A 24,049-nucleotide genomic window follows, 5' to 3' on the forward strand; every position below is an offset into this window, starting at 1 on the left:
TAACATTAAAGCAGTGAGGTGAGAGTATGGATGAACTGCGCAAACGGCAGAAAATCATATCCCAGCTTGTGGAGGCCCGTCTGGAGCAGGGCATTTCCCAGGCAGAACTGGCAAGGCGGCTGGGAATCCAGCGTTCCGGCATTAACCGCCTGGAAAGTGGGACACAGAACCCTACGCTTGATATGATCTTAAAAATCGCCTCGGCGCTGGGAAAGGATGTTTCACTGGAACTGAACGACAAGGAGGAGCCTATGAGTCATGTTTACAGTCTCCGCATTTATGATACGGAGCTAATGCGCTTTTCCATGGAAAAGCAGGGCTTGTCCGGCCTTGTGGCTGAAATCTTATACACCAACGAGGAGCAGGCCCATTTGCTGCCTTTGGATATGGAGCGCACCGGCGAGGGCGTCATTCATTGGCTGGAGCGGCGGGTTATCCCCAAAAACCGCGCCTTTGTGGACGAGATTTTGAAAACCCTTGGCCTTAGCCACAACGACACCAAGGGAATCATCGACGTGTGCAAGGGGCTGTCGCTGAACGACAGCTATTGGGTGGTGCGGTCAGGATTTGAGGGGAAGTTCTCCCAATACAATCTTTATGAGCGCCCATTTCCAGAGAGGCTGGCATCCGTTGCGTTCACCGGACATGGCCACGGGAAAAACAGTTCAGCTATTTCCCCGGAGCTGACCACAGGCGGTATGCTGCCCAAGGCGTGGCGCTATGTGGAGCACGATGGGATTTATCTCTACAAGGGCGGCACGACCGGCGCGTCCAATACGGGCCGGGAACCGTACTGCGAGTATTATGCTTCGCAGATTGCGGAAACCATGCGTCTGAACGCCGTGCATTATGACCTGGAGAACTGGAAAGGCATTACCGCCTCTAAGTGCGCCCTGTTTACCAACATCGACACAGCCTATATCCCCATCGGGCGCATTGTCCGAACCGGGGGCATTGCCGCCTGCCTTGCCTACTACGACAAGCTGGGGCCGGAGTTTTCCGAGCAAATCCGCAGTATGCTGGTGTTTGACGCCCTGATCTACAATGAGGACCGCCACTTTGGAAACTTCGGCGTCCTGCGGGATAACCACAGCGGCAACATCATTGCGCCCGCCCCCATTTTTGACAACGGGCTGTCCCTGTTCTGCTATGCCGGCAAGGAAGATTATGCGAACCTGGACGAGTATGCAAAAACCCGTTCTAACCCCTACAACATCTCCTATGAGGAAGTGTGTGCGGAAGTCATGGGGCCAAAGCAGAAAGAGCAGCTTCGCCGCATGATCGGGTTCCGGTTCAAGCGTCACGAAAGCCTGGGCCTGCCGGAAGAACATTTGCAGGCTATTGAGAAGCATTTGGAGGGCCGGGTGCGTAAACTGCTGGCAATCCCCACCCGTCATTTGAAACAGGAGAAGGCGCGGTAAAAACGAATATCTTTTTTGGAGAGCGTTCTGAAAATAGACGCTCTTTTTTGCTGCCCATTTTTAGAGAGGAGCGTGAGCGATGAACCATTATGATGTTACCATCCGGGAAACGCTGGAGGTGAAAATGAAGGTGGCGGCAAACAGCCGGGAGGAGGCCGAGCAGTTTGCCAGGGACCAATGGAAACGCGGCGAGGTCGTTCTGGACGCCAGCCATTTTACCGGCGTGGAGTTCCATGCCAAGCGGTATTCCCGTGACCGGGGCGAGCGATGAGTTCTTTTTTCGACTGTCCCAGATTCCCCGCAGGGGAATGGAATGTAGCTGTACCAGCAAGCATCGCCTTTGTGATACCACAAAGGCCGCTTGTTAGGGGGAACGCCCCCTAATACCCCTTTTGAAAGGATGGAGGTTTTCATGGAAGGATTGTTTTTTGCCATTGGATTTCTGCTGGGCGGTGTGGTCGGCGTGCTGATTATGTGCCTGCTTCAAATCAACCGCATCGGCAAAAAGGAGGATTCAGAAGAATGAGAAAACGCAACGTACACGTCCAGTTCTGGCTGGACAAAAAAGAGGCGGAAGCCTTTAACAAGAAAGTAAAACGCAGCGGCCTTTCCCGCGAGGCGTACCTGCGCCATCTGGTGAACGGCCTGGTTCCCCAGGACGCGCCGCCGCCCGCCTACTACGACTTTATGCGGGAGCTTCACCGGATTGGCGGCAACCTCAACCAGATCGCCCAGAAAGCCCATGTGCTGGGCGTCATTGATGAGCGCCGCTACGATGAGGAAATGCGGAAGTTTGACCAGCTCGTCCGGGACATCACCAAAGCGGTGATCCTTCCCCGCGCTATGGACACGAAGGGGTCCCCGCGAAGCCTGCTTCGTGGGGAGAAGGAGCACCCGCGAAGCGGTGAGCCTTTTGACGCTTGCGGCAAAAGCGGCAAGCGGAGCGCGGTGTGACGTGGCTACCACGTCCATCTGGCGGGTGAACGGCTGGCTGGGCAAGGTCCTCATCTATATCGAGAATCCAGATAAGACCGAAAATCCTGATTTCTTTGAAAAGCAGGATATGGATGGCAAGGAGGCCCAGGGCCTATCCGATGTGATCGAATATGCCGTCCAACAGCAAAAAACAGGCAAGGCGGTGGAAAGCGAAGGCGAAACGGTCATGCGGCAGTTTGTTTCCGGGGTGAATTGCAGCCCCTCTACTGCCCGCGATGAGATGATAGCGGTAAAAAAGCGTTTCGGAAAGGAGGACGGGACTGTGGCCTACCACGGCTATCAGAGCTTTGCCCCCGGCGAGGCCACGCCGGAGCTGGCCCATGAGATCGGCCTTGCCCTGGCAAAAAAGCTGTGGGGTGAAAAATACCAGGTGCTGGTGGCTACCCATCTGGACAGGGAAAATCATCTGCACAATCATTTTGTAGTGAACACGGTTTCCTTCGTGGACGGCATCAAGTACCATCGTACCGAGCAGGATTATTTCGATATGCAGCGGGAATCCGACCGGCTGTGCCGGGAGTATGGGCTTTCTGTCATTGAGAACCCCCAGCGGGGAAAATCCAAGCACTACGGGGAATGGCGGGCCGAGCAGGAAGGCCGCCCCACCTATCTCTCCCTTATCAAAGCCGATGTGGATACTGCCATCCGTCAGTCTATGACGGAACGGCAGTTTTTTTATCATCTGCGGCAGATGGGCTATGACGTCAAGGTGGGCAAGGATATTACGGTCCGCCCGCCGAATTACCCCCGTGGACGCAAGCTCATGCGTAACTTTGGCGAGGACTACTCGATGGAGAACATCCGCAGGCGGATTTTAGCCCAGCGCCGCCCCCAGCGGGAACACAGGCCGGAGCCGTTTCGGTGCAGGCTCCACGGGGATTTGAAACAGGCTAAAAAGGCGACGGGGTTCCGCGCCCTCTACTTTCACTACTGCTATCTGCTGGGGGTATTCCCCCAAAAGCAGAACCGCCCGCCCAGGCGGGTGCCTCATGCACTGCGGGAGGATTTGATCCGGGCGCAGGAGCTTACCGATGAAGCCCGCCTTCTTTCCCGGCACCGCATTGACACCCTGGAGCAGCTTAACGCCTATCAGTCCGATGTGGAATCTCAGCTTGCCGGCCTGACGGAACAGCGGAAAAGCCTGTACCGGAAACTTCGCACCAAGGCGGTTCTGGCCGACCCTGCCCAGCAGGAGCACATCCGGGCTGAGATCTCCAAACTGTCTGCGCAGATCAAGGAGCTGCGCCGGGAGGTGAAGCTGTGCGAGGATATTGCCCTGCGCTCCACTTCCATCAAGGATAAGATACAGGCCGCCCGTGAGGAAGTCTCCGGCAGGGATGAGAAAGCCCGCCAGGAGCCGGAGCAGGGCCGGGCGGCTCCCCCAGGAAGGAGATGATTTTTGATGTATAACTCAGGCGACGCGGCGGAGCAAGTGGTACGGATGAGCCTGGAGGGTGCTGAATTTGCCCTCAAAATCACCGGTTCTGCTGCTAAAAATCTGGCCGCCGCCCTTTACACGGTTTTGAAAGACCAGAAAAAGACCAAGGGCAAAGCCCGCATTGAGGCTATGCTGCGGGAAAAGCGCCCCTTAAAGGTTTACACCATCAAGAAGGAGGATTGCCCGGAGTTTGCCAAGCAAGCCAAGGGGTACGGGATTCTCTATGCGCCTATCCCGGTGAAGAAAGGCGATGATACCATCGACATTCTGGTGTTCGAGGATGACGCCGCCAGAGCCAACCGGATCGTGGAGAAGTTCAAGCTCACCGTTGTGGATACGGCTTCGATCAAGGAGGACATTGAGAAATCCCGCGAACAGCGCGGCAGCGAACCCGCCGCGCCGGAGCAGGCCATGCCGGAAAAGAGCGAGGACGATCAGCTTTTGGATGAGCTGATGGAAAAGCCCGTCCAGAAGGAGAAGGCCCAGCCGGAGAACCCGGCTGCAGAGAAGAACGCCCCTTTTGCTCCAGCGGCGGAAAAATCCCATCCGTCCGCGCCTATCTCCGAGAACAGCAGCAAGTCCGCAAGGGGTACTTCTGATGGGGCCGAAAAGCCTTCCGTCCAGCAGGAGCTGCGGGACATCCAGGCCCAGCGGAAGAAGGAGGCGGAGGCTGCCAGGGCCGAGGAGCCGGCTGCGCCCCAGAAGAAGGCGGCTCAGAAAACCACACGGCACCAGCCGCCCAAACCCAAAAAGAAACCCAAATCGAAAGAGAGGTAATCTGTGATGAATAACTTTGATGATCTGTTTGAACAGCATCCCCAGGCGGAGGCCGCGCCGCAGAAACAGGAAAGCCGGAAAGAGCGCCCTAAGCGCCAGTGGTGGCAGGTAAAAGAGGAAAAGCAGCGAAAAGAAGCCTATGCCACCTTGGACCGGATTTTTGGAGAGTTCTCCGAGGGTACGGGCAGTATGGAGGCATATCTGGATGTGCAGAGCCGTTTTCCCTTCCACTCTGCTCGCAATGCGCTGCTGATTGGGGATAAATGCCCCGACGCGGTGCGTGTGGGCGGCTACAAGGAGTGGCATTCCCAGGGGATCGAGATTTTGGAGGATGAGAAGCGTTTGCCCATTATCATCCTGGAGCCGGGCAAGGCATACCGCCGTGAGGATGGCAGCGTGGGCCAGAACTTTTACGCCAAGGAAGTCTATGATATTTCCCAGACCACGGCGCGGGATCTGGCGCAGCCCCAGGTGAGCTACGATGACCGCCTGCTCTTGAAGGGCCTGATCGCCAGTTCCCCGGTGCCCATCCGGGCTGTGGAGGAGCTGCCCCAGGGCCGTGGTGCCATGTTTTCCGCAGAGCAGAACGCCATCCTGGTGAAAAAGGGCATGGACGCGCCGGACATCTTCCGCTGTGTTTCGCTGGAGGTTGCCAATGTGCAGCTTGCCCAAAGCATGGACGGCTATTCCAGGGAAACGGACGGCTACAAAGCCTATGCGGTCAGCTATATGCTCTGCAAGCGGTATGGCGTGGACGCCAAAGAGTATGAGATTTCCAAACTGGACGGCGTGTTTCAGGGGCAGGTCCCCAGGGAGGATATTCCTGCTGCCCTCACCGATATGCGGGATACGTTCAAATCCCTCAATGGCCGTATGGCCAGGGCTATGGGCCTCACCCGCGACAGCAAGCAGAAGGAACAGGAACGGTAAAGGAGGAGTAGACCCATGGAAAAACAGGAAAAAGTCGTCCTCACCCTGGACAGCTATGAGCATGGGATCATGATTCGCGCCCTCAACGAACTGCGCAACGATATGCTGGAGGAACAGCGCGACCCCGGCCCGGTGGAGGACGTTCTGCTGAAAACCATTGACGCCCCAGCCCAAAAAGACAAGAAAGCGAAGCGCCGGGATGAAGCCAGATAACAAGGCGGGCGGCCCCTGGCTCTATGCCCTGGGGCTGGTCCCGGTGATCTGGTTCGCCCTGTTGATTGCGCCTGCCATTTCCGGGGGACTTTCGGAGATTGTCAGCGCCCTGCCTGCGGCAATGAACAATCCATTCAAAATTGCGTGGTGTGAGGACAGTGTAAAAACTGTCCTCATTTTTATTGCCGCCTATGGGCTGGGTATTGGCATTTATCTCTCCTCCCGGCGCAATTACCGCAGAGGCGAAGAACACGGTTCCGCCAAATGGGGCGATCCGCGGGCCGTGAATAAGAAATACCGGGACAAGGACCCGTTCAAAAACCGCATTTTTACCCAGCACGTCCGCATGGGGCTGGATGGCCGGAAACACCGCCGCAATCTCAACACTTTGGTGGTGGGCGGCAGCGGCGCGGGCAAGAGCCGGTTTTATGCCAAAGTGAACATCTGCCAATGCAATACGTCGCTTTTTATTTTGGACTGTAAGGGGGAGCTGCTCCGTGACTGCGGCGGTCTGCTGGAACGGATGGGCTATGAGATCAAGGTGGTGGACCTTCTGAACATGGAGAAAAGTCACTGCTACAATCCCTTTGCTTATCTGAAATCCGACAACGATGTGCAGAAGATGGTGACGAACCTGTTCAAAGCCACTACCCCGAAAGGGAGCCAGTCCAACGACCCTTTCTGGGACACGGCGGCCAGTATGCTCCTCATGGCGCTGGTGTTTTATCTGTGGTACGAAGCGCCGGAGGACGAGAAGAATTTCCCCATGATTATGGAGATGCTCCGAGCCGGGGAGGTGCGGGAGGATGATGATTCCTACCAATCCCCCCTGGACGAGCTGTTTGACCGGCTGGAAATGCGCTCTCCGGACCACATCGCCGTGAAGTATTACAAGGATTACCGTTCCGGCTCTGCCAAAACGCTGAAATCCATTCAAATCACCCTGGCGTCCCGCCTGGAAAAATTCAATCTTTCCTCGGTGGCGGCCCTCACCGCCACGGATGAACTGGACCTTTCCAGCCTGGGCGAGAAAAAAGTAGCACTCTTTGCGCTGATCCCGGACAACGACGCCAGCTTCAATTTCTTGGTAAGTTTGCTGTATGCCAGCACTTTCCAGGAACTTTTTTATTCTGCCGACCGGATACACGGCGGGAGCCTTCCCGTACCGGTGCATTTTCTCATGGATGAGTTCGCCAACGTGAGCTTGCCGGATGATTTCGACAAGCTGCTGGCCACCATGCGCTCCCGGAATATCAGCGTTTCCATCATCATCCAGAACATTGCCCAGCTCAAGGCGCTGTTTGAAAAGCAATGGGAATCCATCATCGGCAACTGTGATGAATTTCTGTACCTGGGCGGCAACGAAACGTCCACCCACAAGCTGATCTCCGAGAACTACCTGGGGAAAAGCACCCTCTGGCTGGACACCTACGGCAAGAGCACCGGGCATTCCGGCAGCTATTCCACCAACAACCAGATCACGGGCCGGGAGCTGATGACGCCCGATGAGGTCCGTATGCTGGACAACAACCTGGCCCTGCTCTTTATCCGTGGCGAAGCGCCGCTGATGGATGAAAAGTATGACCTCTTAATGCACCCCAACATCAAGTACACCACCGATGGCGGCGCGCCCGTCTATTCCCACGGCGGCACCGAAAACGCCGTGGCGGATATGACCATTGGCCGCCTCACCCCCGGCGACCTTGCCAATATCCAGGAGCCGGAAACCCTTTACGAACTTCTGTCCGATGAGGACATGGAGAATATCTTTCAATTTAAGGAGGACACCCAAAATGAAACTGTTTCATAACGAAAGCAAGCAGAAGAAAGAAACCCGCAGCCTGCCCATGGGCAAAAAGAGCCGGAGCGCCTTTGCTGTTTATGCAGCCCTGGTGCTCATGCTGTGCTGCTGCACCACCACGGCCTTTGCCGCCAGCGACCCGTTGACGGTTATCAACAACCTCAGCGATTTCATCTTCGGCCTGATTCGCGCCATTGGTATGATTCTGCTGGGCTTCGGCGTCGTGCAGATCGGCCTTTCTCTGAAAAGCCATGACCCCAGCCAGCGAGCCAATGGTTTTCTCACTCTGGCCGGCGGTGTTGTGATTACGTTTGCGAAGGAGATTTTGACCCTGATTACCGGCTGATTCTAATAACGGCAGTGTGGGGGCAGGCCCGTGGCGGCCTGCCCCTTACCGTTGCCGGAAAGGAGGTTGTTGAATGTCCGATAACTGGGTTGTTCAAAATTTGCAAAATGCCCTCGACACCTGGAACAAGTACCTGTCCGAGATCTGGCAGCTCATCACCCAAAGCCCGGAGCAGTTTAAGGGCGGCTCCATCTGGGGCGTCATTGTCAACATCCACGATGCGGTGCGGGCCATTGGCCTTGCGCTTTTGGTGCTGTTCTTTGTGGTGGGCGTTATGCGCACCTGCGGCAGCTTTGCCGAGGTGAAAAAACCGGAACACGCCCTGAAGCTGTTCATTCGGTTCGCTATTGCCAAAGGCGTCGTGACCTATGGATTGGAGCTGATGATGGCTCTCTTTAATATTGTCCAGGGCCTCGTTTCGACCATAATGAACGCGGCGGGCTTTGGTTCGGCCCAACAGACTGTGTTGCCGCAGGAAATCATTGACGCAGTGGAAAGCTGCGGCTTTTTCGAGAGTATCCCCCTCTGGGCGGTGACGCTCATCGGCGGGCTGTTTATCACGATATTGTCTTTCATTATGATAATGACCGTCTACGGGAGATTTTTTAAGCTCTATTGTGCGCCCGGAAGGGCTGCGGCGTAAGCCAAAGCAGCTCGCGGGCAATTTGGGATTCTGCCAGTAGCGCGGCAGTAGGAAAAGGTATTCCGAAGGGAGGTGCAAATTACCCTATCACCAACCGATTTATCCGGCGGGGAAACCCAATGGGGAGTGTAGCATATCGGTAACGTCGTAAGTTGGGAAACTATCGAACCACTACTGAACGGCAAGGTGAAACGTTGTGAATGAGGAATAAAGCTGGATTGCTTGAAGGGCAGTCCAAGGCGGCATACTTGAGCCGGCGGCGCAGGATAGTTGTATTCGCCGCATGCCGTGGCAATCGGTGACAGGTACACGCCGATTGCGAAATACCCACGACAGCCAACCGCAGTAAGCGGATAACGGACGAAAACCCATTCCGACATCACAACACGCTGTCCCAAACTGCCTAACCGGGGATTGCCTAACCCGGAACGCCCCTATAGGCTATGGCTTTCAGAGCCTGAAAATCCGGTATGGCAACGGAGCCGCCGTAGTAGTCCGAGCAAGGGAAAGCCTTGCACATGGCGAAGGGCGGCAGGATATCAACCAAACTATCAATGGAAAGGTGCGTGAGGCATTATGAGAAATCCAAAGAACGTTTTGGAAAGTCTGACATCAAAAGCAGCAAGCAAAGATTACCACTATCAAAGGCTCTATCGAAACTTGTACAATCCTGCATTTTTTCTGCTGGCGTATGAGCGTATCCAAGCAAAACCCGGCAACATGACAGCCGGAAGCGATGGGAAAACAATCGATGGCATGAGTATGAAGCGAATTGAAGCCCTCATTCAGAAACTGAAGGATTTCAGCTATCAGCCGAAACCGGCCAGAAGAACGTATATCCCGAAAGCAAACGGTAAAACACGCCCGCTTGGTATTCCGTCCTTTGATGACAAACTGGTACAAGAGGTGGTGCGCATGATACTGGAAAGTATCTACGAACCTACCTTCTGTGCTACTTCCCATGGATTTCGCCCAAAGCGGAGCTGTCATACAGCCCTGCAACATATCAAGCGGAATTACACGGGGGTCAAATGGTTTGTTGAGGGTGATATCAAAGGGTGCTTTGACCATGTTGACCATCATGTGCTGGTGCAGATACTGCGCAGACGCATTGCGGATAAGCATTTCATCGGCCTGATTTGGAAATTCCTGAAAGCGGGATATATGGAAAATTGGGTGTACTACAACACCTATTCCGGCACCCCGCAAGGGTCGCTGATTAGCCCAATCCTGGCGAACATCTACCTCAATGAACTGGATGTATTCATGGCGGAATATTCCAAATCCTTTAACTGCGGTACAAAACGGAAAATCAACCCGGCCTACAAAAAGCCGTTGGATGTCCGGCGCGGAAAACAGGAATGGCTGAAACGCAATGAAGCAAAAATCAGCGAGGAAAAACGCCGGGAGGTCATGGCGCAGATACAGGAACTTAATAGCCGACTGCGTTCTATCCCTTACAGCGACCCCATGGATACGGAATACAGACGGGTTGTTTATGTCCGCTACGCTGATGATTTCCTGATTGGTGTGATTGGGAGCAAAGAGGACGCAAGACAGGTCAAATCCGATGTGGGGACGTTCATCAAGGGACATCTCCATTTGGAGATGTCCCCGGAAAAAACGCTCATCACCCACGGAAGTGACTTCGCCCACTTCCTCGGATATCTGATTGCAGTCAGCCGGGAACAAAACAGTACCCGGACAAAGACGGGGGTTACACGCCGAACCTATGTAGGAAAAGTCAAGCTGTATGTGCCCAAAGAGAAATGGCTGAACCGCCTTCTCTCCTATGGCGCGCTGAAAATCGGCTATGACAAAACCCATGGGAACAAAGAGGTATGGGAACCGGTACGGCGTCCGGGGTTGATACGTCTGGATGATATTGAGATTCTGAACCAGTACAATGCAGAAGTACGGGGCATGTACAACTATTATCGGCTGGCAAACAATGCAACGGTGTTGAACTCCTTCCTCTATGTGATGAAGTTCAGCATGTACAAGACCTTCGCCGGAAAATATCGGACGAGCATGCGGAAAATTATTCGCAAATACTGCCACAACGGGGATTTTACCGTATCGTATCCAACGAAAAACGGGACAAAATCCGTGGTGTTTTACAATCAGGGCATGCGTCATAACGACAAAGTCGTTGTAACGGAAAACCCGGACATTATTGGCAGGGCTAACGAGAACCGCCGCTATACCCGGCTGACAGACCGGTTGCAAGGCCATATCTGCGAGTTCTGCGGAGCCGAAACAGAGAATATTGAAATCCATCATGTCCGAAAACTGAAAGATTTAAGTGGTAAGGCAGAATGGGAACGCCAAATGATTGCGCGTAAACGCAAGACAATGGCGCTGTGCCACTCCTGCCATGTAAAGCTGCACAATGGAAAGTTAGACTGATATCTGGAAAGCCGGATACATCGAGAGGTGTACGTCCGGTTTGGAGGGGAGCGTTTGGAAACCTACCGCAGTAATGCGGCAAGGCGCTGGGCGCTTACCCTACTATATACGGCCATCGCCCCCGTCCCTCTCTCCACCTTCGCCGGGGAACCGACCCAAAACGTGGGCAAGAGCTTTATCAAGAGCTATGCCGCTGTCTGCCTTGAAGGTGCCATCATTGTGCTGGCCTGCATTATCTTTTCCCTATTTGCGGCGTCCCCGCCTGCCATTGACCCCAATGCGGCGGCTGTCACCCAGGTGTGGAGCTATATCGGGGAGCTGGTATTTAACATGTTAGTGCTCGTGGGCGCGGTGAAAATGGCCGACCGCGTGGTGCGCGAGATGATGGGCCTGTAAAAAAGGAGGAAAACAAATGCGTTATCAAACCTATGTGCTGCACTTGATTGATGGAACCGCCATCCCAATGGTGGAGGATTACGACCTGCCCGCTGAAAAGGGAATTGTGGGCCATTTCTCCAAAGCAGCCCCTGACGAGATTTTTACCGTGGGCGACCGGCTGCTGGGCTTTGCCTATATTCCCAAGAGCAGCATTGTTTACCTGGAAACCGGCGATGTGATTGTGAGGTGATATTTTGGAAGTCAAGATCAACCGGGAAATCCGTAATTACACGGAGAGTATGTTCTTTGGACTGTCTATGCGGCAGTTCATTTTTTCGGTGCTGGCCTGCGGCGTGGCCGTGGGCCTTTACTTTATCCTGCGTCCGTACTTTGGGGTGGAAACCCTGTCCTGGATGTGTATTTTGGGGGCGGCCCCCTTTGCCATGCTGGGCTTTATCACCTACCACGGCATGACAGCAGAACAATTCATCTGGGCGTGGCTGCGCTCGGAAATGCTGGAGCCGAAGGAGTTTAAGTTCGAGGACAGCAACTACTACTATGCGGCTCTGAAAGATACCATCGAGGAGCTGCAAACCGGGCGGCCCGGCAAGAAGCGCCGGCAGGAGCCGAAACACTTTAGCAAGCGAAAGGAGGCCAAGCATGATTAAGACCATCAAAACCATGTCCAAGCAGGAAAAGGAACGCTACACCGTCCCCCGGAAGGTGCAGGATGTGATCCCCGTCCGCCGTATCTGGCCGGACGGTATTTTTCTTGTGGGGAATAAGTTTTCCAAAACCTATAAATTCAGCGACATCAACTATCTGGTGGCCAGCCGGGAGGACAAGGAATCCATGTTTCTCACCTACTCGGAGCTGCTCAATTCCCTGGATTCCGGTGCGGTGACGAAAATCACCATCAACAACCGCCGCATGAACAAGGCCAACTTTGAAACGTCTATTCTCATGCCCATGCAGGGGGATTTTCGGGATGAGTACCGTAAGGAGTACAACCAAATGCTGCTGGACAAGGCCACCGGAGCCAACGGCATAACCCAAGAGAAGTATATCACCATCTCCGTGGTGAAGAAGGACATCGAGGAGGCCCGCGCCTACTTTGCCCGCGTGGGGGCCGACTTGATTTCCCACTTTGCGGCCCTTGGCTCCAAGTGCGTGGAGCTGGACGCCACCGAGCGCCTGCGAATCCTGCACGACTTCTACCGCCAGGGTGAGGAAACTGAATTTGTCTTTAACGCCCGCGAGATGATGAAGCGGGGCCACAGCTTCAAGGACTATATCTGCCCGGACGGGATCGAGAAAAACAGCGACTATCTGAAGCTGGGCGATAAGTTCTGCCGTGTGCTGTTCCTCAAAGACTACGCCTCTTATATTAAGGATAATATGGTGACGGAGCTGACGGATTTCAACCGCAATCTGATGTTCTCCATCGACATTGTGCCGGTGCCTACGGACGAAGCTGTGCGGGAGGTGGAAAACCGCCTGCTGGGTGTGGAAACCAATATTACCAACTGGCAGCGCCGCCAGAATGCCAACAACAATTTCAGCGCCGTGGTTCCTTATGACATGGAGCTGCAGCGGAAAGAAAGTAAAGAGTTCCTGGACGATCTTACCACCCGCGACCAGCGGATGATGTTTGCGGTAATGACCCTGGCCATCACCGCCGATACCAAGGAGCAGCTTGACAGCGACACCGAAGCCGTACTCTCCGTGGCTCGAAAGCACATGTGCCAGCTTGCGGTGCTCAAGTTCCAGCAGCTTGATGGCCTGAATACCGCCCTGCCCATCGGGGTGCGGAAAATCAATGCGTTTCGCACTCTTACTACGGAATCTCTGGCCGTGTTTATTCCCTTCAAGGTACAGGAAATCCAGGATAAAGGCGGCATTTACTTTGGAGAGAACGCCATTTCCCACAATCTCATTATGTGCAACAAGGCGAACCTTTTGAACCAGTCGGCCTTCCTGCTGGGCGTACCTGGTGCGGGTAAATCCTTCAGCGCTAAAGAGCTGATCGCGTTTCTCATGCTTCACCCGGATTACGCCAATGATGACATCCTGATCTGCGACCCGGAGGGAGAATTTGGCGCACTCGTCAAAGCCCTGGGCCAGGAGAAAGCGACGGTGGCCCACCTGGTGGCGGGCGGCAAAGACAGGCTCAACGCCATGTATATGGTGGAGGGCTACGGTGAGCAAAACCCCATCGTGGAAAAGAGCCAGTTTGTCATGTCCCTCATCGAGCAGATCGACAAGCGCGGCGTGGGGCCGCAGCATAAATCCATCATCGACCGCTGCACCGCCCTGGTGTACCCGGAGGCGGAGAATGCCGGGAGGGTGGCCACCCTCTGCGACCTGCGGAATAAGCTGCTGGAGCAGCCGGAGGACAAGGCCAAAGAGATCGCCCTTTCCTTGGAGCTGTACACCACCGGCTCCCTGGACATCTTTGGCCGGGAAAGCACAGTGGATTTGAACAAGCCCTATGTGGTGTTCGACATCCACGGCCTGGGCGAGCAGCTAAAGCCTGCCGGTTCCCTGGTCATCACCGATACGATCCTCAACCGCGTCACCCTCAACTGGAAACGGGGCAAGCGCACCCATGTGTTCATCGACGAGTTCCATGTGATGTTTGAGAATGAGCAAAGCGGCATTTTCTTTAACAGCGCATGGCGGCAGTTCAGAAAACGTGGGGCCTACCCGACTGCTATCACCCAGAACGTGGAGTACCTTTTGGATTCCGTCCAGGCCAGCACCATGCTCTCCAACTCGGAGTTCATCGTCATGCTGAACCAGGCGGCGTCCGACCGGGCAAAGCTGGCGAAGCTCCTCAATATCTCCAATGAGCAGATGAGCTATGTCACCAATGCGGACGCAGGCTGCGGCCTCATCCGGTATGGCAGCGCCCTGGTGCCGTTCATCAACCGGTTCCCGCGTGATACCCGGCTCTATGCTTTGATGACCACCAAGCCCGGTGAAGGCGTATTCGGCGGCGAGGAGGTGCCGGCATGAGCAATATCCGGTTTGCCTCCCCGGAGCACCGGGATTTCTTTTTGGATATGATGAGTGAGGCGCGGAGGAACGACTGTTACCACCGGGCCTTTTTCTATGTGATGGGGATTGCCCCGGAAACGCGGGCGAACATCCGCCAGATGTTTGATTTCAAGCAGGATTGCATTGAACCGGATGGTATGCACGGCGGCTGGCAGACCAGCGGCACCGTCCGGGTGTGCCGCCTTGCTTTCAATCTCTGGAACGGCTACACCGACCCGGAGCACAGCAACGCCTATTCCCCGGAGGATTTGTTCTGCTGCGAGTTTGCGCCTTACTTTATGGAGGGCGTGAAAATCCGTTACCCGGAATACTGCCGGGAGCTACCCCCTGCGAAAAAGCAGGTGGAACCGACGCGATGATACTTTTGAGAATGGAGGAATGAACAATGGCTGAACCAGCTCTTGCGCTGCGGGACCATCCGCAGATCATAGACCTGATTTCCGTTCTGGAACAGAGCGGGCTTCAAAAGCAGAAGGAAGAAGTGCAGGCCCTGGTGGGCTATATCGACGGTATGGAAGAAAAGCTGGCGCAGATGATGGACGAAATGAAAGAAATGCGTCTGGAGGTAGGCAAGCTCCACGACAAAGGAATCCGCGCCCGGTGCTCTCAGCTTGTGGACACTGTGGAGGGTAAAGTCCACCAGACCAAAGTGATGGTTTCCACGGCAAAAGAAAACCTCATTTCATCTGCAAAGCAGATGGTGCAGACTTTCCGAGAGAAAGGGCGCTCCGCCCTGTGCCATGCGGCCCAGACCCTGCGTATTCCCTCGGTTCTTTCCCGGATGGGACGGGGCTTTGCCCATGCGGAAAAAAGCATGGGGCAGCTCGCCGTGAGACTGGACGCCATGCGGGAAGAATTGTACCAGGCGGGCGGCCACATCAAAAACGCCGGGCTTGCCCTTGCGGGAAAGGAACCCCAGGAAAGCAAGGAATTATCTGCGGATAAGGGTGTGCTTGCCAAGCTGCGGAGCTTTGTGCTGTCCTGCGGCAAGGCATTTTCTGAGATGGATCGTGACACGGCGCTCACGGTGGAGCGAATCAATGGAGGGCGTTCATCGGTGAAAACTGAGCTGCAGGGGCTGAAATCGGCCCAGGCCGGGCAGCGCCGCCAAGCCGCCAGTAAAGAGCAGGCACGATAAGTACAGGAGGGTGAAAATATGAGTGACAAAGCAAAAAGCAGACTGATGATTGCTGGGGCGGCCCTTTGTGCCGCCCTGTTCCTTTTCTCCGGGGCTATGCTGGCCCGCGAATACCTGGATCAGAAACAGAGCACCGAAGCCTTTGACGAGGTGGCGGATTTGGTTAAGGAAGATGTAGAGCTGCCCACGCTGGAGCTTGCCGATGATCCGGCCCAGGAGCCGGACGAACTCACAGCCTTTGAAAAGTATGCGGATGTGTACGCACAGAACAGCGATTTGGTGGGCTGGATTTCCATTCCCGGCACCCGGATTGATTATCCCGTCATGCAGACCAAGGATAACCCCAATTTCTATCTGAAGCACGCTTTTGATAAGTCGTATAGCAGCTATGGGGTGCCCTATATGCAGGAAAACTGCGACATCGGCATTTCCGACAATCTGGTGCTGTACGGCCACCACATGAACAACGGCAGTATGTTCTCCGACCTGTGCAAGTACGAGAGTGAGGATTTCTACCAGGAACACAAGACCATCCGCTTTGATACTCTGGACAGCTTTGGTGAATACGCGGTGCTCGCCGCCTTTAAGACGGTGGCCTACTCGGAATCTGGCTTTAAGTATTACCATTTCGTCAATGCAGAAAGCGAAGCCGCTTTTGATGAGTATATTGAGGGGTGCAAGGAACTTTCCCTATATGATACGGGCGTGACTGCGGAATATGGCGACCAGCTCATCACCCTTTCCACCTGCGAGTATTCTCGGACCAACGGGCGGATGGTGGTTGTGGCCAAGCTACTGGAGGAATAAGGGCGGCTCCGCCCTGGGAAGGAGGTGAAGCCCATGGGCAAGGGCATAAAAACAAGAGTTTCTGAGAAAAAAGGCATTAAAGCGATTGATAAAGCGGCGGTTGCTTCTGAACGGATGAAGGAGGCATATATCCGCACCAAGGATAAAGCCGAGCATGGGATGTATGCTGAGGACGGTTCCCCCGGTGAGTATGCGTCCGACCGCCTTTCCGCTGGGGTGGATAATGTCACCCATGAAGCGGTCCACCAGTTTGATAAACAAGGCCGCAAGGGGGTTCAGACGACTAAGGAGAACATCTCCAAGGTCAAGGAGAAAATCCAAAAGCGGAAAGCCGCAGCCGAACAGCCGAAAAAACAAGCGGAGAAACAGGCGGCTCGGCAGGCTGGACAGCCTACCACACGCTGGAGCGGGCGTCAGGCGGCGGATACGGTTTCCGAGCCAGCCAAGGCGGTCCGTCAGGAGCGCGGGGCCATCAAGACCCTGGACCGTGGTAAGAAAGGCATTAAGACAGTGGACAGGAGCCGCAAAACTATCAAGCAGGCTTCTTCCACGGCCAAGGGGACAATAAAAACCACCAGCAAATCTATCAAAACGGCGGAAAAGACTGCCAAGGCCAGTATCAAGACCAGTCAGCAGGCGGCCAAAGCCGCCCAGCGGACTGCCCAGGCCACGGCGCGGGCTGCCAGGGCTGCGGCCCATGCTGCCCGTGTAGCGGCCCGGACTGCGGTAGTTGCGGCAAAGGCGGCGGTCAAGGCTACGGTTGCGGCTGTGAAAGCCATCATTGCGGCGACCAAGGCGCTGATTGCGGCCATTGCTGCTGGCGGTTGGATTGCCGTGCTGGTGATTATTGTGATCTGCCTCATCGGTATGATTATCGGCTCCTGCTTTGGAATTTTCTTTTCCGGCGAGGATTCGGGCACCGGGCAGACCATGCAGACTGCCGTACAGGAGATCAATACGGATTACCAGGAGAATCTGGACGAAATCAAGGCATCCCACAGCTATGATGTGCTGGAGATGTCCGGTTCCCGCGCTGTGTGGAAAGAGGTGCTGGCGGTTTACGCTGTCAAAACCACCACCGACCCGGACAACGCCCAGGAAGTGGCTACCATGGATGATGAGAAGTTGGAGCTTTTGAAGGACATCTTCTGGCAGATGAATGAGATCTCGTCCAGCACGTCCACCCAGACGGAAACGGTGATTGAAACATCCGATGATGGCAACGGCAACATCGTGGAAACGGAAACCACGGTCACGCAAACCTATCTGTATATTACCGTCAGCCATAAGACCGCCGAGGAAATGGCAGACCAGTTCGGCTTTAACGAGGACCAGCGGGAACAGATGACGGAGCTTTTGGCCGATGAGAACAACTCCCTTTGGTCCCAGGTGCTCTACGGCATTACCGGAGGGGATGGCGAAATTGTCACGGTGGCGCTCTCCCAGGTGGGAAACATCGGCGGCGAACCGTACTGGAGCTGGTACGGCTTTGGCAGCCGTGTGGAATGGTGCGCCTGCTTTGTAAGCTGGTGCGCCAACGAGTGCGGTTATATCGAAGCCGGCGTTATCCCGAAATTTGCGGCCTGCACGTCCCAGGGCGTTCCCTGGTTCCAATCGCATGGGCTGTGGCAAGACAACAGCTATGAACCGCGCCCCGGTGACATCATCTTTTTTGACTGGGATAATGGAGGCCAAGACGGGCAATCTGACCATGTGGGAATTGTGGAGAAGGTCGAGAATGGCCGTGTCTACACCATAGAAGGCAACTCCGGCGATTCTGTGCGCCAGAACAGCTACCCCATTGGGTACTATGAGATTTATGGGTACGGCACCCCGGCTTATTAACTTTCTCAAAAAAGAAAGACCCAGCCGAATTCTGGCTGGGTACATAACTTTGTATGGCTGTATGAGGCAACGCTATCTGAAGGAACACCGGCCCGCCCTTTACAGCAGTTTGATTTTGAGTGAAAAGCTGTACTCACACCTGTTGGAGATTGACCGGGCGGCGCGTGAACGGATGGACGCCATGTTGCCCCGCATGATGGAGGCGGCAGGCGTCACCGAGGAACTGAAAGCCCGTGACCCCATGCGCTGGGTAGTGCTGATGAACACGCTGAAAGCGCAGGCGGAGGAAGTTATTTTTCAAGAATTGATTTATACATAGTTTTGAACATAGGCAGGAGCCGAGACATTATCTCGAAAGAGATTTCTCGGCTCCTACCTAAATATTTTTTAATTTTTTTGAGCGCCGATATTCCAGCGGGTTCATCTGAAATTGTTGACGGAATACCTCGGCAAACTTACCCTGTTTTGTATATCCAATTTGTGCAGCGATTTCAGATATGGATAGCGTGGTTTCAGTCAATAACTTTTCTGCCATGCTCATACGCAAATCGCGCAGATAATCAGAAACATTTTTCCCATACACTCCACGGAAATAGTTTTTCAGACTTGTTTCACTAACGCCGAATTGCTGTGCAATCTGCTTCATGGGAATATGCTGTTTCAAATCAGCGGTTAATATCTGTTCTGCTTTTTTCGCAATTTCTACTTGTATGCTGGTATAGAAGGTAAGAGTTTTTTCCTGGACAACATTTCCAGCATCTAACAGCAGATGCAGCAACTCTAAGACGCAAAGTTTCATGTGAAAAGGGGACGGTGTTTCATAGAGCTGCCATAAATTCTCAAGGATTTTTCCCATTTCACTGCTGGCTTCTGCGATGTATGTATCCTTTTTTTCAAAGTAGATTTCTGACAGTTGCGACAAGTTCAAATTAAAAAGATTATCCACATTGGAGTTGGCTTCTGTAAAAAAATCAGGGTCAAAATACATGGTAATACCGTGATAATACTTCGTAGGGAAATAAGATTCGCTTTGCGAGGTCTGCCTGCTGATGCAAAAATCTTTTTCTTTTGCTTGCTGTTTTTGTTCTTCTCCGCTATAAGTACATTCGGAAAGCTCCAAACTACCCGCAAAACAGGGACTTCCCCGGAAAAAAGTGCAAAAAAATAAGGACGCTTCCGCGTCCCCGCAAACAGAAGAAAACAGAGGATGGTTTTCAGGCATCCCCCGTTTCTTTCTTCTTTGGCTGTTCAATTTTCATAGCCCCGTCAATCGCGCCCTCAATGATCGGCAGGTATTCTTCGGGACAGAGTTTCAGCTTGTGGCCGACCCGCTGGCGCTGCTCACTTTCCGAGCGCAGCACTTCGGGATTGAAATACCGTTCCACAGGAAGCCCGCAAGTCTTGATAAGCTGGATCACGACCGGGAGGCTGGGGATTGTCCCTTTATTCTCAATGTTGGCGAGATACCGCCACTCAATACCTACCATTTCCGCCAGCGCCTTACGCGCCAGACGCCGGGCTTTCCGCGCAGCCTTTACATCCGCGCCGAAAGTTTCAAAGCCGGGGCAATCTTCTACTTTCGCCATATAACATCACCCATTTACATTGTATAATTCATATTTGCCCAATGGAATGTTGTTATATGCAGGTAGATTAAACTTTATAATTCATATTCAGATCGGACGGCGCGATTGACTTTGCGTGAGTTGTGTGGTAAAATTTTTTCTACAAGTAAAACTACGTTCCCCCCGGAAAGGAAGTGAAACAATGGGAAAGGAAAAGCCAGTAGAGGGAAAATTTGTTACTTCGGTCAAAGTCGGGCCGAAAGGACAGATCATTGTCCCGAAAGAGGTTCGGGATATGTTTAATATCCAGCCGGGAGATATGCTGTTGATGTTGGCCGATGTCGAACAGGGTATTGCTATCCAAACATTCAATACCACGAATGAAATGTTTGAAAATCTGTTTCCGGGAAAGAAATAATTTATGGAGAATATATTACCGCGCTTCATTTCGAGGCGCGGTGTTTTTTTGTCGCAAAAGTAAAACTTGTAAAACTTATATTGACTTTCACTACTTCACGCGCTATAATGCAAGTATGGTGTTACAAGTAAAACTTGTAACACTAATAAAAAGGAGGAAACCGGATGACAGAAGAAAAAAAGAATAGTACATCTGTCGGGAAAAACCGTTACATGGCTACCGTCAAAGTCGGTTCAAAAGGTCAGATTGTCATACCGCAAAAGGCACGACAGCTTTTGCACCTTAAACCGGGCGATATGCTCCTGATACGAGCTGATAGCTCCCTCGGTATTGCCATTCAACCGCTTGATATGGTTGGCGATTTGTTTGACGATCTTTTCCGCACATCACCTGACTAATTTTTAAGGAGGATCTTATGAGATTGCTTGAAGTAGAGGGGTTGACGAAGAAGTACCCCAAATTTACATTGAAGAATGTTTCGTTCTCTTTGGAGCAAGGGCGGATTATGGGCCTGATCGGTAAAAACGGCGCTGGCAAAAGTACAACGCTTAAATCCATGCTCAACATGGTTTGCCCGGACAAGGGGACAATTAAAATGCTCGGTCACGATTTCCGGCAGGATGAAGAAAGCTGCAAACAAAATATCGGTGTGGTTTTAGGGAGTATTCAGTTTTACCAAGACAAAAAACTGCAAACGATTACCGGCGTGACGAAGCGTTTTTACCAGAACTGGGATGATGCTGCATACCGAAAATATATGTCCATGTTTGAACTCGACGAGCAAAAGCAGGTAAAGCAACTTTCCGAAGGTATGAAGGTAAAATATTTAATTGCGCTTGCACTTTCGCACGACGCCAAGCTGCTTATTTTCGATGAACCGACCAGCGGCCTTGACCCTGTGGCTCGTGAGGATTTGTTGGAGCTTTTTCAGCAGTTGGTAAAGGACGGGAAAAGAAGCATTTTATTTTCCACGCATATCACCTCGGATTTGGACAAATGCGCTGACGATATAACCTATATCAAAAATGGTGAAATTATCGCCAGTGCGGATAAGGCTTCTTTTATTCAGACTTTCCAATCCCTGAAAGCTCCCGGCGAAGATAGCCTGAATTTGGAGGAAATCATGGTGAGAAATGAAAGGGGGACTTATAATGTCTAATTTACTCTATAAGGAGTGGCACCTTGCCGTACATTCCGTTGTTTACCTGTTCCTGTTGATTGGGGCGCTGCTTCTGGTTCCCGCATATCCGTATGGCATGATCTTTTTCTTTGGCTGCCTCGGACTATATTTTACTTCCCAATTTGCCAGAGAAAATTCCGACGCCTTTTACACAGCCACGCTTCCCATCAAAAAGCGCCATGTGGTAAAAAGTAAATGCCTGTTGTTCGTGAGCATCGAGATTGCACAACTTATCATCTGCATACCGTTTTCGATCATCCGCTTGTGGACGCTCCCTGACGGCAATCCTGTTGGCATTGAGGCGAATGTGGCATACTTTGGATTTGGCCTGATTGTCTATGCAATATTTAACTTTCTGTACCTAACTGTGCTTTTTCAGTCTGCATACCAAGTAGGCAAGGCGTTTGTAATTGCCATTATCCCGGCAACTGCGGTAATCGCGTTGATGGAATACAGCGTACATCTGCCGTCCTTTACATGGCTTGATAGCTTACAGACAGGCGATTTGATAAGGCAGCTTCCTATATTGGGCATCGGCATCTTGATCTACATTGTCGGCAACATTTTGACCTATCGCGTTGCATCGAAGCGTTTTGAACACGTTGACCTCTAATGCACTGACATCCATATTAGGATTTTGATTTAGGCCATAAACGCTTGATACACAATTCATTCCATAATCATCTGCCGGACGACGGCAAAGAAAAAAAGCCGTCGTTCAGCAGCCATTTCCCATGCCTGATTACATTACGGCGGCTTTGAACAAATCAAGGCCGCCGTTCTCTATGCCCTCATACTGACGACGCCCTGACGCTGGCGGGATCGGCGGCCCACGGAGGGAGCCGCCATGAAGCAAAGAGCGTTTCGACAAAATCCGACGGGGTATAAACCGTTAAAAAAAGCCCGTCCCCGGTAGCGGGGACAAGCGGCCATGAGTATGTACTATACCATGTAAATCAACTGCACATTACTTCTTCTTTCGCCCGGTGGGTCTGCAACCTGCCGGGCGAAATTTGTTGTTTCCTGCGGTTCGTCGGTGCGGGCCGGGGCCGCAATGTTGCTGCCAATGAAAGGAGTGGCATAAGCAGCTTTATCTTCTCACTCTCCCGCAGATCGGGGGTGAGAAGATGAACGAATACACCTTTGACTATGTGGAACGGAACCGGCTGGACGCTTTCTGCAAGACAGTTCTTCGCAACGAGGCCATCAACTACCTGTCGGAGCTGACCCGCCGCCGCGACCGGGAAAAGCCGCTGGACACCTTGCCGCAGGCAGAAATGGACAAGCTCTGTACGCTGGACGAATACCCCAGCGACAGCTTTGTGTTCTCGGCCTTTGGCTATGACCTACATATCCGGGACGAACTGGTGGCCGGAGCCTTTGCCAGCCTGCCGGAGCAGGAGCAGCAGATTTTAATTCTGCACTGTGTCGCGGCTATGGCGGACGGCGAGATCGGCGGCCTTGTGGGGATCTCCCGCAGCGCCGTCCAGCGCCACCGCACAAAGACTTTGAACGATTTGCGGCAGAGATTGGAGGACAACGGAGGGAGGAACGCGAAATGAAGCAGCCCACATTCCACGGCAGGGTGCTTCTGCCCCTGTCAGTCTTTGCAGAGGCCCGCACCGGTGATCCGCTGGCAATGGAGCGCATCTTGCGGTACTATGACGGCTACATGAATAAGCTGTGTACCCGGACGCTCTATGAGCTGGACGGTACGCCTCATGTACGGGTGGACGAGTACATGAAACACCGCTTGCAAAATAAGCTGATCCGGGCCATCCTAAAGAACAGCCTATGAGAAAGCGCCGGGCGCAGGGCCAGTAGGCCGCGTCCGGCGCTTTCTCATGGGTTGTTTTCTACGCATTTAAAAGTGTGTTCTGGCGGGGATTGGATAGTCTGTCCCGCTTGCCTGCCGACCATGCCGGAAAAGCCTTGAAATGGCTGGCTTATTACTGGCCTAAATGCGTAGACAGGAGGTATTTCAACCGGGCCATCCCCGGCTACCACAACAAGATTGAGATTTGAAAACACAGGCGGAAACGCTTTTTCCATATCTTCACGCCTTGTCACCCCTTTGCCGGTCTGATTTTGAGTACTTCCGCAACGGCCTTGCGTGCATTATACGGAATTGTTCATCGGATTTGTAGGACGCTCATTAACCAAACCGGCGCAGATCGTTGACATATTTTTATCTACAAGAGATTTTTCATGTGTGTTCATTTCCGTGCGGCCAAAGACAGGTATCTTTATCGCTGCCGTTCGGCCTCTTTCTTCCGGCGCATCCGCACCGCGTCCAGAGGAATGACGGCGGCCTTAAACTACCATAGACATATTGAAAATATCTTTTACAAATAGCAAGAAATATGTTATACTGAAAAGCAAATTTTCGAGGAAGGCGGTGAGTAGATGGCGGGAAAAAGCAAATACACTTTTGAGAGCAAAATCCATGTGTACCGAGCAACCAAGCGAATGACCCAGCAGGAACTTGCCGATTTAGTCGGTGTGTCCCGCCAAACCATTATGCAGCTTGAAAGAAACCGTTATAACCCATCTATGCTTTTGGCATATAGCATTGCGAAAGTATTTAATCAAATAGTTTAATAGATTTCAGATTATCTCTTTAGAAATTCTTATATGCCGGTATAGCCCATAACTACGGGCTTTCCCGGCATTTTCCGTAACGG

General features: G+C 53.0%; 27 protein-coding genes and 3 pseudogenes. 28 read left to right on the plus strand and 2 right to left on the minus strand.

What is annotated here, in order from left to right; all coding sequences use genetic code 11:
• Positions 1–26: 26 nt before the first annotated feature.
• The 21 genes and pseudogenes from H6A12_RS02865 to H6A12_RS02965 all read left to right on the plus strand — a co-directional run.
• Positions 27–1,421, plus strand: coding sequence for a helix-turn-helix domain-containing protein (locus H6A12_RS02865; protein WP_204444578.1), 1,395 nt, complete (start codon positions 27–29; stop codon positions 1,419–1,421).
• A gap of 79 nt (positions 1,422–1,500) precedes the next feature.
• The gene (locus H6A12_RS02870; protein ID WP_058967065.1) at positions 1,501–1,692 is read left to right on the plus strand and encodes a DpnD/PcfM family protein; all 192 of its coding nucleotides are present in this window, start codon (positions 1,501–1,503) and stop codon (positions 1,690–1,692) included.
• 141 nt (positions 1,693–1,833) lie between these two features.
• Positions 1,834–1,947 carry a DUF3789 domain-containing protein gene (locus H6A12_RS02875; protein WP_075877504.1) on the plus strand — a complete coding sequence of 38 codons (114 nt, stop codon included), beginning with the start codon at positions 1,834–1,836 and terminating at the stop codon, positions 1,945–1,947.
• Entirely contained in the window at positions 1,944–2,375 is a 432-nt protein-coding gene (locus H6A12_RS02880) for a plasmid mobilization protein (RefSeq protein ID WP_015535519.1), read from the plus strand. The genes H6A12_RS02875 and H6A12_RS02880 overlap by 4 nt, the downstream gene beginning before the upstream one ends.
• A 1-nt stretch (position 2,376) precedes the next feature.
• A complete protein-coding gene (locus tag H6A12_RS02885; protein ID WP_204444580.1) occupies positions 2,377–3,813 on the plus strand; it encodes a relaxase/mobilization nuclease domain-containing protein in 1,437 nt (478 codons plus the stop codon).
• A gap of 6 nt (positions 3,814–3,819) precedes the next feature.
• Positions 3,820–4,632, plus strand: a complete 813-nt coding sequence (locus H6A12_RS02890) for a PcfB family protein (protein ID WP_204444582.1) — start codon at positions 3,820–3,822, stop codon at positions 4,630–4,632.
• A gap of 6 nt (positions 4,633–4,638) precedes the next feature.
• Positions 4,639–5,562, plus strand: a complete 924-nt coding sequence (locus H6A12_RS02895; RefSeq protein ID WP_204444584.1) for a hypothetical protein — start codon at positions 4,639–4,641, stop codon at positions 5,560–5,562.
• 15 nt (positions 5,563–5,577) lie between these two features.
• Positions 5,578–5,775, plus strand: coding sequence for a hypothetical protein (locus H6A12_RS02900; protein ID WP_015535516.1), 198 nt, complete (start codon positions 5,578–5,580; stop codon positions 5,773–5,775).
• Positions 5,762–7,585: a VirD4-like conjugal transfer protein, CD1115 family gene (locus H6A12_RS02905; RefSeq protein ID WP_204444586.1), complete on the plus strand. Its 1,824-nt coding sequence runs from the start codon at positions 5,762–5,764 to the stop codon at positions 7,583–7,585. The genes H6A12_RS02900 and H6A12_RS02905 overlap by 14 nt, the downstream gene beginning before the upstream one ends.
• Positions 7,586–7,673: 88 nt before the next feature.
• On the plus strand, positions 7,674–7,922 hold the full coding sequence (locus H6A12_RS02910) for a glutamyl-tRNA amidotransferase (RefSeq protein WP_430623627.1): 249 nt from the start codon (positions 7,674–7,676) through the stop codon (positions 7,920–7,922).
• A gap of 73 nt (positions 7,923–7,995) precedes the next feature.
• Positions 7,996–8,538 (plus strand): annotated as a pseudogene (locus H6A12_RS02915) (hypothetical protein); the annotation flags it as partial.
• Positions 8,539–9,141: 603 nt separating this feature from the next.
• The gene (locus H6A12_RS02920; protein ID WP_204444593.1) at positions 9,142–10,974 is read left to right on the plus strand and encodes a reverse transcriptase domain-containing protein; all 1,833 of its coding nucleotides are present in this window, start codon (positions 9,142–9,144) and stop codon (positions 10,972–10,974) included.
• Positions 10,975–11,076: 102 nt separating this feature from the next.
• Positions 11,077–11,370 (plus strand): annotated as a pseudogene (locus tag H6A12_RS02925) (hypothetical protein); the annotation flags it as partial.
• A 16-nt stretch (positions 11,371–11,386) separates the two neighbouring features.
• Positions 11,387–11,602, plus strand: a complete 216-nt coding sequence (locus H6A12_RS02930) for a hypothetical protein (RefSeq protein WP_087168739.1) — start codon at positions 11,387–11,389, stop codon at positions 11,600–11,602.
• A gap of 4 nt (positions 11,603–11,606) precedes the next feature.
• Positions 11,607–12,020: a PrgI family protein gene (locus H6A12_RS02935; protein WP_154259047.1), complete on the plus strand. Its 414-nt coding sequence runs from the start codon at positions 11,607–11,609 to the stop codon at positions 12,018–12,020.
• Complete coding sequence (locus H6A12_RS02940; protein WP_204444595.1) at positions 12,013–14,370, plus strand: VirB4-like conjugal transfer ATPase, CD1110 family; 2,358 nt, start codon at positions 12,013–12,015, stop codon at positions 14,368–14,370. The genes H6A12_RS02935 and H6A12_RS02940 overlap by 8 nt, the downstream gene beginning before the upstream one ends.
• The gene (locus H6A12_RS02945; protein ID WP_204444598.1) at positions 14,367–14,771 is read left to right on the plus strand and encodes a DUF6075 family protein; all 405 of its coding nucleotides are present in this window, start codon (positions 14,367–14,369) and stop codon (positions 14,769–14,771) included. The genes H6A12_RS02940 and H6A12_RS02945 overlap by 4 nt, the downstream gene beginning before the upstream one ends.
• A 26-nt stretch (positions 14,772–14,797) precedes the next feature.
• Complete coding sequence (locus tag H6A12_RS02950) at positions 14,798–15,550, plus strand: DUF6674 family protein (protein ID WP_204444600.1); 753 nt, start codon at positions 14,798–14,800, stop codon at positions 15,548–15,550.
• An 18-nt stretch (positions 15,551–15,568) separates the two neighbouring features.
• Positions 15,569–16,357: a class B sortase gene (gene srtB, locus H6A12_RS02955; RefSeq protein ID WP_204444602.1), complete on the plus strand. Its 789-nt coding sequence runs from the start codon at positions 15,569–15,571 to the stop codon at positions 16,355–16,357.
• Between the two features lie 33 nt (positions 16,358–16,390).
• Positions 16,391–18,202, plus strand: a complete 1,812-nt coding sequence (locus H6A12_RS02960; protein WP_204444604.1) for a CHAP domain-containing protein — start codon at positions 16,391–16,393, stop codon at positions 18,200–18,202.
• A gap of 52 nt (positions 18,203–18,254) precedes the next feature.
• A pseudogene (locus H6A12_RS02965) lies at positions 18,255–18,521 on the plus strand (TnpV protein); the annotation flags it as partial.
• 57 nt (positions 18,522–18,578) lie between these two features.
• Here H6A12_RS02965 and H6A12_RS02970 read toward each other — a convergent pair.
• Together H6A12_RS02970 and H6A12_RS02975 are read right to left on the minus strand one after the other, a co-directional pair.
• A complete protein-coding gene (locus tag H6A12_RS02970) occupies positions 18,579–19,454 on the minus strand; it encodes a helix-turn-helix domain-containing protein (RefSeq protein ID WP_243415267.1) in 876 nt (291 codons plus the stop codon).
• Positions 19,417–19,788 (minus strand): helix-turn-helix domain-containing protein, encoded by a 372-nt coding sequence (locus H6A12_RS02975; RefSeq protein WP_204444607.1) that lies wholly within the window; start codon positions 19,786–19,788, stop codon positions 19,417–19,419. The genes H6A12_RS02970 and H6A12_RS02975 overlap by 38 nt, the downstream gene beginning before the upstream one ends.
• Positions 19,789–19,969: 181 nt before the next feature.
• Here H6A12_RS02975 and H6A12_RS02980 point away from each other — a divergent pair, with 181 nt between their 5' ends.
• The 7 genes from H6A12_RS02980 to H6A12_RS03010 all read left to right on the plus strand — a co-directional run bounded on the left by H6A12_RS02980 (position 19,970) and on the right by H6A12_RS03010 (position 23,966).
• Positions 19,970–20,185, plus strand: coding sequence for an AbrB/MazE/SpoVT family DNA-binding domain-containing protein (locus tag H6A12_RS02980; RefSeq protein ID WP_082669688.1), 216 nt, complete (start codon positions 19,970–19,972; stop codon positions 20,183–20,185).
• Positions 20,186–20,349: 164 nt separating this feature from the next.
• A complete protein-coding gene (locus H6A12_RS02985; protein ID WP_204444609.1) occupies positions 20,350–20,583 on the plus strand; it encodes an AbrB/MazE/SpoVT family DNA-binding domain-containing protein in 234 nt (77 codons plus the stop codon).
• A gap of 17 nt (positions 20,584–20,600) precedes the next feature.
• Positions 20,601–21,344, plus strand: a complete 744-nt coding sequence (locus tag H6A12_RS02990; RefSeq protein WP_204444612.1) for an ABC transporter ATP-binding protein — start codon at positions 20,601–20,603, stop codon at positions 21,342–21,344.
• Entirely contained in the window at positions 21,337–21,978 is a 642-nt protein-coding gene (locus tag H6A12_RS02995) for an ABC-2 transporter permease (protein WP_058966924.1), read from the plus strand. Before H6A12_RS02990 ends, H6A12_RS02995 begins: the two co-directional genes overlap by 8 nt.
• A 514-nt stretch (positions 21,979–22,492) precedes the next feature.
• Positions 22,493–22,927, plus strand: coding sequence for an RNA polymerase sigma factor (locus H6A12_RS03000; protein WP_204444614.1), 435 nt, complete (start codon positions 22,493–22,495; stop codon positions 22,925–22,927).
• Positions 22,924–23,163: a helix-turn-helix domain-containing protein gene (locus H6A12_RS03005; RefSeq protein WP_204444616.1), complete on the plus strand. Its 240-nt coding sequence runs from the start codon at positions 22,924–22,926 to the stop codon at positions 23,161–23,163. The genes H6A12_RS03000 and H6A12_RS03005 overlap by 4 nt, the downstream gene beginning before the upstream one ends.
• Positions 23,164–23,771: 608 nt before the next feature.
• A complete protein-coding gene (locus tag H6A12_RS03010; RefSeq protein WP_204444619.1) occupies positions 23,772–23,966 on the plus strand; it encodes a helix-turn-helix transcriptional regulator in 195 nt (64 codons plus the stop codon).
• Positions 23,967–24,049: the final 83 nt, after the last annotated feature.

This window comes from Merdimmobilis hominis (assembly GCF_016901855.1).
Lineage (GTDB): Bacteria > Bacillota > Clostridia > Oscillospirales > Ruminococcaceae > Paludihabitans.